The sequence below is a fragment of the Campylobacter sp. 2457A genome, assembly GCF_020135895.1.
GTDB lineage: Bacteria > Campylobacterota > Campylobacteria > Campylobacterales > Campylobacteraceae > Campylobacter_D > Campylobacter_D taeniopygiae.
In genome coordinates this window covers 36940-42963 of record NZ_JACHTO010000015.1, presented here as the reverse complement: position 1 = coordinate 42963, position 6024 = coordinate 36940, and the positions used below count along the sequence as shown (strand labels likewise).

6 protein-coding genes, 5 tRNA genes and 1 pseudogene are annotated in these 6024 nt (G+C 31.1%); all 12 read right to left on the bottom strand.

What is annotated here, in order from left to right:
* Positions 1–201 (bottom strand): annotated as a pseudogene (locus tag H2280_RS05940) (ankyrin repeat domain-containing protein); the annotation flags it as partial.
* A 58-nt stretch (positions 202–259) separates the two neighbouring features.
* The gene (locus H2280_RS05935) at positions 260–1339 is read right to left on the bottom strand and encodes a hypothetical protein (protein WP_337215944.1); all 1080 of its coding nucleotides are present in this window, start codon (positions 1337–1339) and stop codon (positions 260–262) included.
* A gap of 156 nt (positions 1340–1495) precedes the next feature.
* Positions 1496–1580 (bottom strand) — tRNA-Leu (locus tag H2280_RS05930).
* 5 nt (positions 1581–1585) lie between these two features.
* Positions 1586–1662, bottom strand: a tRNA-Arg gene (locus H2280_RS05925).
* Positions 1663–1671: 9 nt separating this feature from the next.
* Positions 1672–1748, bottom strand: a tRNA-Arg gene (locus tag H2280_RS05920).
* Positions 1749–1753: 5 nt separating this feature from the next.
* Positions 1754–1830: transfer RNA gene (locus tag H2280_RS05915), tRNA-His, on the bottom strand.
* 16 nt (positions 1831–1846) lie between these two features.
* Positions 1847–1924 (bottom strand) — tRNA-Pro (locus tag H2280_RS05910).
* A 49-nt stretch (positions 1925–1973) separates the two neighbouring features.
* Complete coding sequence (locus H2280_RS05905) at positions 1974–2813, bottom strand: DNA ligase (RefSeq protein WP_337215945.1); 840 nt, start codon at positions 2811–2813, stop codon at positions 1974–1976.
* Positions 2813–3469 carry an AMIN domain-containing protein gene (locus tag H2280_RS05900; RefSeq protein WP_337215943.1) on the bottom strand — a complete coding sequence of 219 codons (657 nt, stop codon included), beginning with the start codon at positions 3467–3469 and terminating at the stop codon, positions 2813–2815. The genes H2280_RS05905 and H2280_RS05900 overlap by 1 nt, the downstream gene beginning before the upstream one ends.
* On the bottom strand, positions 3459–3662 hold the full coding sequence (locus H2280_RS05895) for a hypothetical protein (protein ID WP_137623825.1): 204 nt from the start codon (positions 3660–3662) through the stop codon (positions 3459–3461). Before H2280_RS05895 ends, H2280_RS05900 begins: the two co-directional genes overlap by 11 nt.
* Before the next feature lie 65 nt (positions 3663–3727).
* Positions 3728–4972, bottom strand: a complete 1245-nt coding sequence (eno, locus tag H2280_RS05890) for a phosphopyruvate hydratase (protein WP_337215942.1) — start codon at positions 4970–4972, stop codon at positions 3728–3730.
* Position 4973: 1 nt separating this feature from the next.
* On the bottom strand, positions 4974–6002 hold the full coding sequence (recA, locus tag H2280_RS05885; RefSeq protein ID WP_137623827.1) for a recombinase RecA: 1029 nt from the start codon (positions 6000–6002) through the stop codon (positions 4974–4976).
* Between the last annotated feature and the right edge of the window lie 22 nt (positions 6003–6024).

Below are 6024 nucleotides of genomic sequence, written 5' to 3'. Positions count from 1 at the left end.
CCTTTGGTATCGATATAGGTCATAAACATCTTTACCTTTTGGATCTTCTATAATATACATTGTATTTAAATCTGTTTTTTTAACATATTCTTGCCATTCTTGATAATATTTATCCTTGACACTACATTCTTCATAAAAAAACCATTTAAGCATAGGATTTGCTTGAACTTCTTCATAAGAGATGATTTTTTCTTCAGCCATTTGTTTTCCTTTTTTTGTATAATTGATGTAGATTATTCTTAAATCCAGCACCTCAAAACTATTTTTTAATACTAGATATTATATCTAATGTAAGCAATATAGATATATCTTCAGCGACTTTGATAAACCTTTTATAAAAATAGCTATTCTTATCTATTTTCAATTTATTTTTAGCTACAACTTTCTTGTAATTATTTATATATTTATCTAAAATAATTTTATAAATAGTTGCAAACTCGGTATTATTTATTATATTGGGATTTTTTGTATCTAATAAATCAATGTCTATCTTGTTTTTTACAATATAACCCATTACATCTTTTTTCATTTTATACAAATAATTAACCAAAGTGATAAATTTAATAAATCCAAATAATGTTATGCACTCATCATTAAGCGTATATATATTTAATTTGTCATTTTTAATATCCTTTTTTACATCATAATGCCCTATGATCTTAATATAACTTGGTTTAAATAGATTATATTTAAAAATGATTATACTAAAATACCCCGCTATATTAAATATTATTCTATCATCGTTAAAGGAGGATACTTCAATATCATCTGCTAATTCATTACAATAAATACACAATAAACAAATAATGGCTTCAATATTGTTTTTAACATGATTATCTAACCTTAGATTTTCATATTTCTTTAACATTAATTTTAATTTATGGGTTTTGTTTATTAACTTATTAAATTCACTTCTATCAATATTCACATAATCTAAACCGTTGTAATCAGGATTAAAATATGGTAGTCTGGTATTGATAAGATTATTATAAGACTCATTTACAAACATAGTATCCGATGAAATACTATCATACCAAATATACTCGGTAAATTTAATAACTGGATGATTTAATTTAAACACTTTAAAAAAATTCAAAGTGTAATAAAATCCTTGTATTGAAGAAACCCCTTGATAATTATCTAATTCTATATCAGGTAACTCTGGATTTATAAAGTTTATAAATGTTGTACTAGATACGATATCATATTCAGTAAGAGTTCTCTCTCTATCATTATTGAATAAAATTCTAATTAAATACAATATAAAACTATTATATTCACTTGATGCTTCTTTTTTGATATTAAATATATCTTTTAAGCTCACAGGTATTTTTTTCATGTTTTTCCCTTTTTAACATTACATTACAAAAATTAAGATTATTATTTAATGTGTATTTTAGCATATATTTATTGTTTTTGCTTTTAATAAAATTTAAATTAAGTATATTTTTTCTTTGATTAAAATTTTATCGCGATTAAAATAAGAAAAATGAAGTGGTGCGGATGAAAGGACTTGAACCTTCACGCATTGCTGCACCAGATCCTAAGTCTGGCGTGTCTGCCAATTTCACCACATCCGCAAAAGTGGTACGCTCAAGAGGATTCGAACCTCTGACCTACGGCTTAGAAGGCCGTTGCTCTATCCAGCTGAGCTATGAACGCATAAAAGGTTGGTACGCCCGATAGGAATCGAACCCATAACCTACAGATCCGAAGTCTGTCGCTCTATCCAGTTGAGCTACGGGCGCTCTGATGGGGTGAGTGATGGGAATCGAACCCACGACCCTCAGGACCACAATCTGATGCTCTAACCGACTGAGCTACACTCACCATTTTATAATTAAAATGGTCGGGGTGAAAGGATTCGAACCTTCGGCCCCTTGGTCCCAAACCAAGTGCGCTAACCAGACTGCGCTACACCCCGAATTTAAAAACTAGTATTCTATCAAAAAAGAAATCATAAGTCAAGAAATTTATTCTCTAATGCGTAAAAAAACTGGAAAACGCGGAAGTGAATTTTTAGTCAATCCGTTGAATTTATAAGTAATAATAGTTCCTATAGAAGGTGGATTTTTTCTATCTTGATCCTTTAAACCACTGCCTATTTTAATGATTTTGCCATCCATTGTTTTACATATCAAAGCACCGATTTGATTTTCAAACCTTCCCTTGCCTTTTGTATAACCGATCACCTGACATTCTGCATCGTTATAGGGTTTTAATTTTAAAGCTTGTTTGCTTCTGCCTTTTTCATAAGGATTTAAACTTTTGCGTATAACTACACCTTCACCTTTGTTTTTTACAATATTCTCGTAAAATTCATTTAAATGTTTTTCATTTTCAATAGGAATTTGTGGAATGATTTTTATATATGGATTAGGATTTTTTTGTAAATATTTTTGTAAAACTTGAAGTCTGTTTTCAAGGTTGCAAGGATTGAGATCGAATTCTTCACAAGCATTAGGCACGTCAAAAACATTATAGCTTACTTTTTTCCATAAATTTTCATCCGAGTGTGTTGTTCTTATGAGAGAAGAGATTAAATCAAATTGATTTCTACTTATCCAAAGTTCCCCATCAAGAGCAAAAGGAGGAAAATTTTTCATAAAAAAAGAAGGTGGTGTTATGGTTTGATTTTTTCGAGTTTTTAAAGATTTTCCGTCCCAAATTCCACGAACGCCATCAAGCTTTTCACTCATTACATATTCATTCAAATTTTTATTTTGAAAATCCTGCTTATTGAATTGAGTCAAAAGCAAGATTTCATCAGCAAAAACAAAAGAAGAAAGGCAAATTAAAAGAAAAAATCTAATCAAGATAAATGAACCATATATCCTGTAGAATCTTTTTGTATTTCATAATTATACACACCATCGAGATAAATCACTAGTCTATAATATCCTTTATGAGATCCAAAATCTATACGTTTAAATATAGAATTTTTAAGGCGTATATTTTTAGTCGGATAAATTGATGTGGATTTAAAATCGATAATAATCTTACTAGGATTGCCCACTGAAAAATCGCTAATAAGATCATCTTGAGTGTTTAATTTGATTTTATTTTTATAAACAGTATAGGATATAAAATCATAAATTTTTGCAATTTGTAAAGGGATATCAACTTCAGTTGTTTTATTTGTTTCTTGGCTAGTATTTTGTGGTATAGTGACAGAAACATCTAAAATTTTTGAAGGCTCTGGGGTTTTAGAATGTGTTAAAACATAAGAATCGTGCCAATTGACACTTTTATTAATATCAACGTTTAACTTATCTTCGCTACCATCTGCTTTAACATAATGAAAAGTGATACTTTTTAAAATCCTTGCATCAGAATTAAATTTAAAAGTTCTCTCTTGGAATTCTTGCGGAACAATCATTTTTTCTTTTTTTTCCACTTTAAAAGGGTTTTCATCAGCATTTAAAAAAGATATAAAAATTAAAAATATTGTCAAAATTCTAGTTTTCATTTGGATACAATCCTTTTAATTCAAAATAATCTTTTTGGGCTTTAGCATTTTGCTTTTTAAGCAAAGATATTTGTTTGGTTAAGTCTTCTTTAGTAGCCTCCAAAGAAAGCAAAGTATCCAAGGAATATTGTCCAAAAAGCATATTCCCAAAATAAATCGCTCCAACAATAACCAATAAAGTCCAACAAAACATTTTTACAATATGAACATAAAAGCCCTTCTTTTTGGTGCTTTCATCATACTCTTTTAATAAATCACTCAGAGTTTCTCTCCTAAATACTCATCATTATCTAGCTCTATTTCAAGCAAACGATTATATTTTGCAGTTCTTTCCCCACGTGCTAAAGCACCGGTTTTAATTTGCCCTGTATTTAAAGCAACTGCAAAATCAGCGATAAAGGTATCTTCGCTTTCTCCGCTTCTATGAGACATGATGCATTTATAATTATTTCTTTGAGCTAAACGCACTGTTTTCATTGTCTGGGTAATAGTGCCAATTTGATTTGGCTTTATTAAAACAGCATTGGCCATTTTTTTAACAATGCCTTCTCGCAAAATATCTTCATTAGTAACAAACAGATCATCTCCAACGAGTTGAATTTTATCTCCTAATTTTTGAGTGAGTTTAATCCATCCATCAAAATCATTTTCAGCTAAACCATCTTCAATGCTAAAAATAGGATATTTTGAGCAAAGTTCAATGTATTTTTCAATCAGATCATCACTAGAAAGGATTTTGCCCTCTATGTGATATTTTCCATCTTTAAAAAATTCAGTACTTGCTACATCTAAGGCTAGTTTAATATTTTTTCCATATCCAGTTTTTTTAATACATGTCATTAAAAGCTCTAAAGCTTCTTCATTGCTAGATAAATTTGGAGCAAAACCACCTTCATCTCCTAAAGCTGTAGAATGCCCAAGACTTGCTAATTCTTTTTTCAAATTAGCATAAATTTCACAAACCGATCTTAAAGCCTCTTTAAAACTTGAAAAACCAAAAGGCATAATCATAAATTCTTGAAAATCTATATTATTATTTGCGTGGGCGCCTCCATTGATAATATTACACATTGGAACAGGTAAAATACTTGCATTAACTCCGCCCAAATAACGATACAAAGGGATATTTAAAGAATTAGCAGCAGCACGCGCTAAAGCCATAGAAACACCTAAAGTCGCATTGGCTCCAATTTTAGAATAATTATTTGTCCCATCAAGCTCTTTTAACACCTCATCAAGTTGAGTTTGATTGTACGCATCAAGACCTATAATATTTTCGGCGATAATTTCATTCACGTTTGAAATAGCGTTTAAAACGCCTTTCCCAAAAAATCTTTCATCATTATCACGCAATTCCAAAGCCTCTTTTGAACCAGTGCTTGCACCACTTGGAACTATAGCAGATCCCACACTCCCATCATTTAGCATAATTTCGGTTTTAAGAGTAGGATTACCTCTACTGTCTAAAACTTCAAAAGCTCTTACATCTTCGATCAATAACATCTCAATCCTCTTCATCGTTTTCAGAGGCACTGATCATACCTTCAACGCCTATAGAATTTTGAATTTCTTTCGTGATTTCCTCAGCTATTTCAGGATTTTCTTTTAAAAATGCTTTTGAATTTTCTCTACCTTGTCCTAATTTTTTATCTTTGTAAGAAAACCAAGCCCCGCTTTTATCGACAATATCAAGTTTAACACCATAATCGATTAACTCGCCTTCACGACTCAAGCCTTCTCCAAACATCACATCAAATTCAGCTTGTCTAAATGGAGGAGCCACTTTATTTTTAACCACCTTCACTTTAACGCGGTTTCCTATAACCTCTTCACTTTGCTTTAAACTTGCTACTTTTCTAACATCTAAACGCACAGAAGCATAAAATTTAAGTGCATTTCCTCCAGTTGTTGTTTCTGGTGTTCCATAGCCCATAGCACCTATTTTCATACGAATTTGATTGATGAAAATAACCGTTGTATTCATCTTATGTACAATACCGGTAAGTTTTCTTAAGGCTTGCGACATCAATCTTGCTTGAAGACCCACATGCTGATCTCCCATATCGCCTTCAATTTCCGCTTTTGGTGTTAAAGCAGCGACACTATCAACAACGATAAGATCGATAGCACCACTTCTAGCGATAGTCTCTACAATTTCCAATGCTTGTTCGCCAAAATCAGGTTGAGAGATATAAAGATTATCCGTATCAACGCCTAAATTTCTTGCATATTTAACATCCAATGCGTGTTCTGCATCGATAAAAGCACAAATTCCACCTGCTTTTTGACATTCTGCGATAATATGAAGAGTAAGGGTTGTTTTACCAGAACTCTCAGGTCCATAAATTTCAATAATTCTTCCTTTAGGCACACCTCCTATACCTAAAGCAAGATCTAAGCCAACCGATCCAGTGCTTATGCTATCAATTTGTTCAACTTCCTTATCTCCTAGCCTTAAAATTGTTCCTTTTCCAAAAGCTTTATCAAGGCTTTTTAAGGCTGCATCTAAAGATTTTTTCTTATTGTCGTCCATTATATTCCTTAAAAAATTTTAA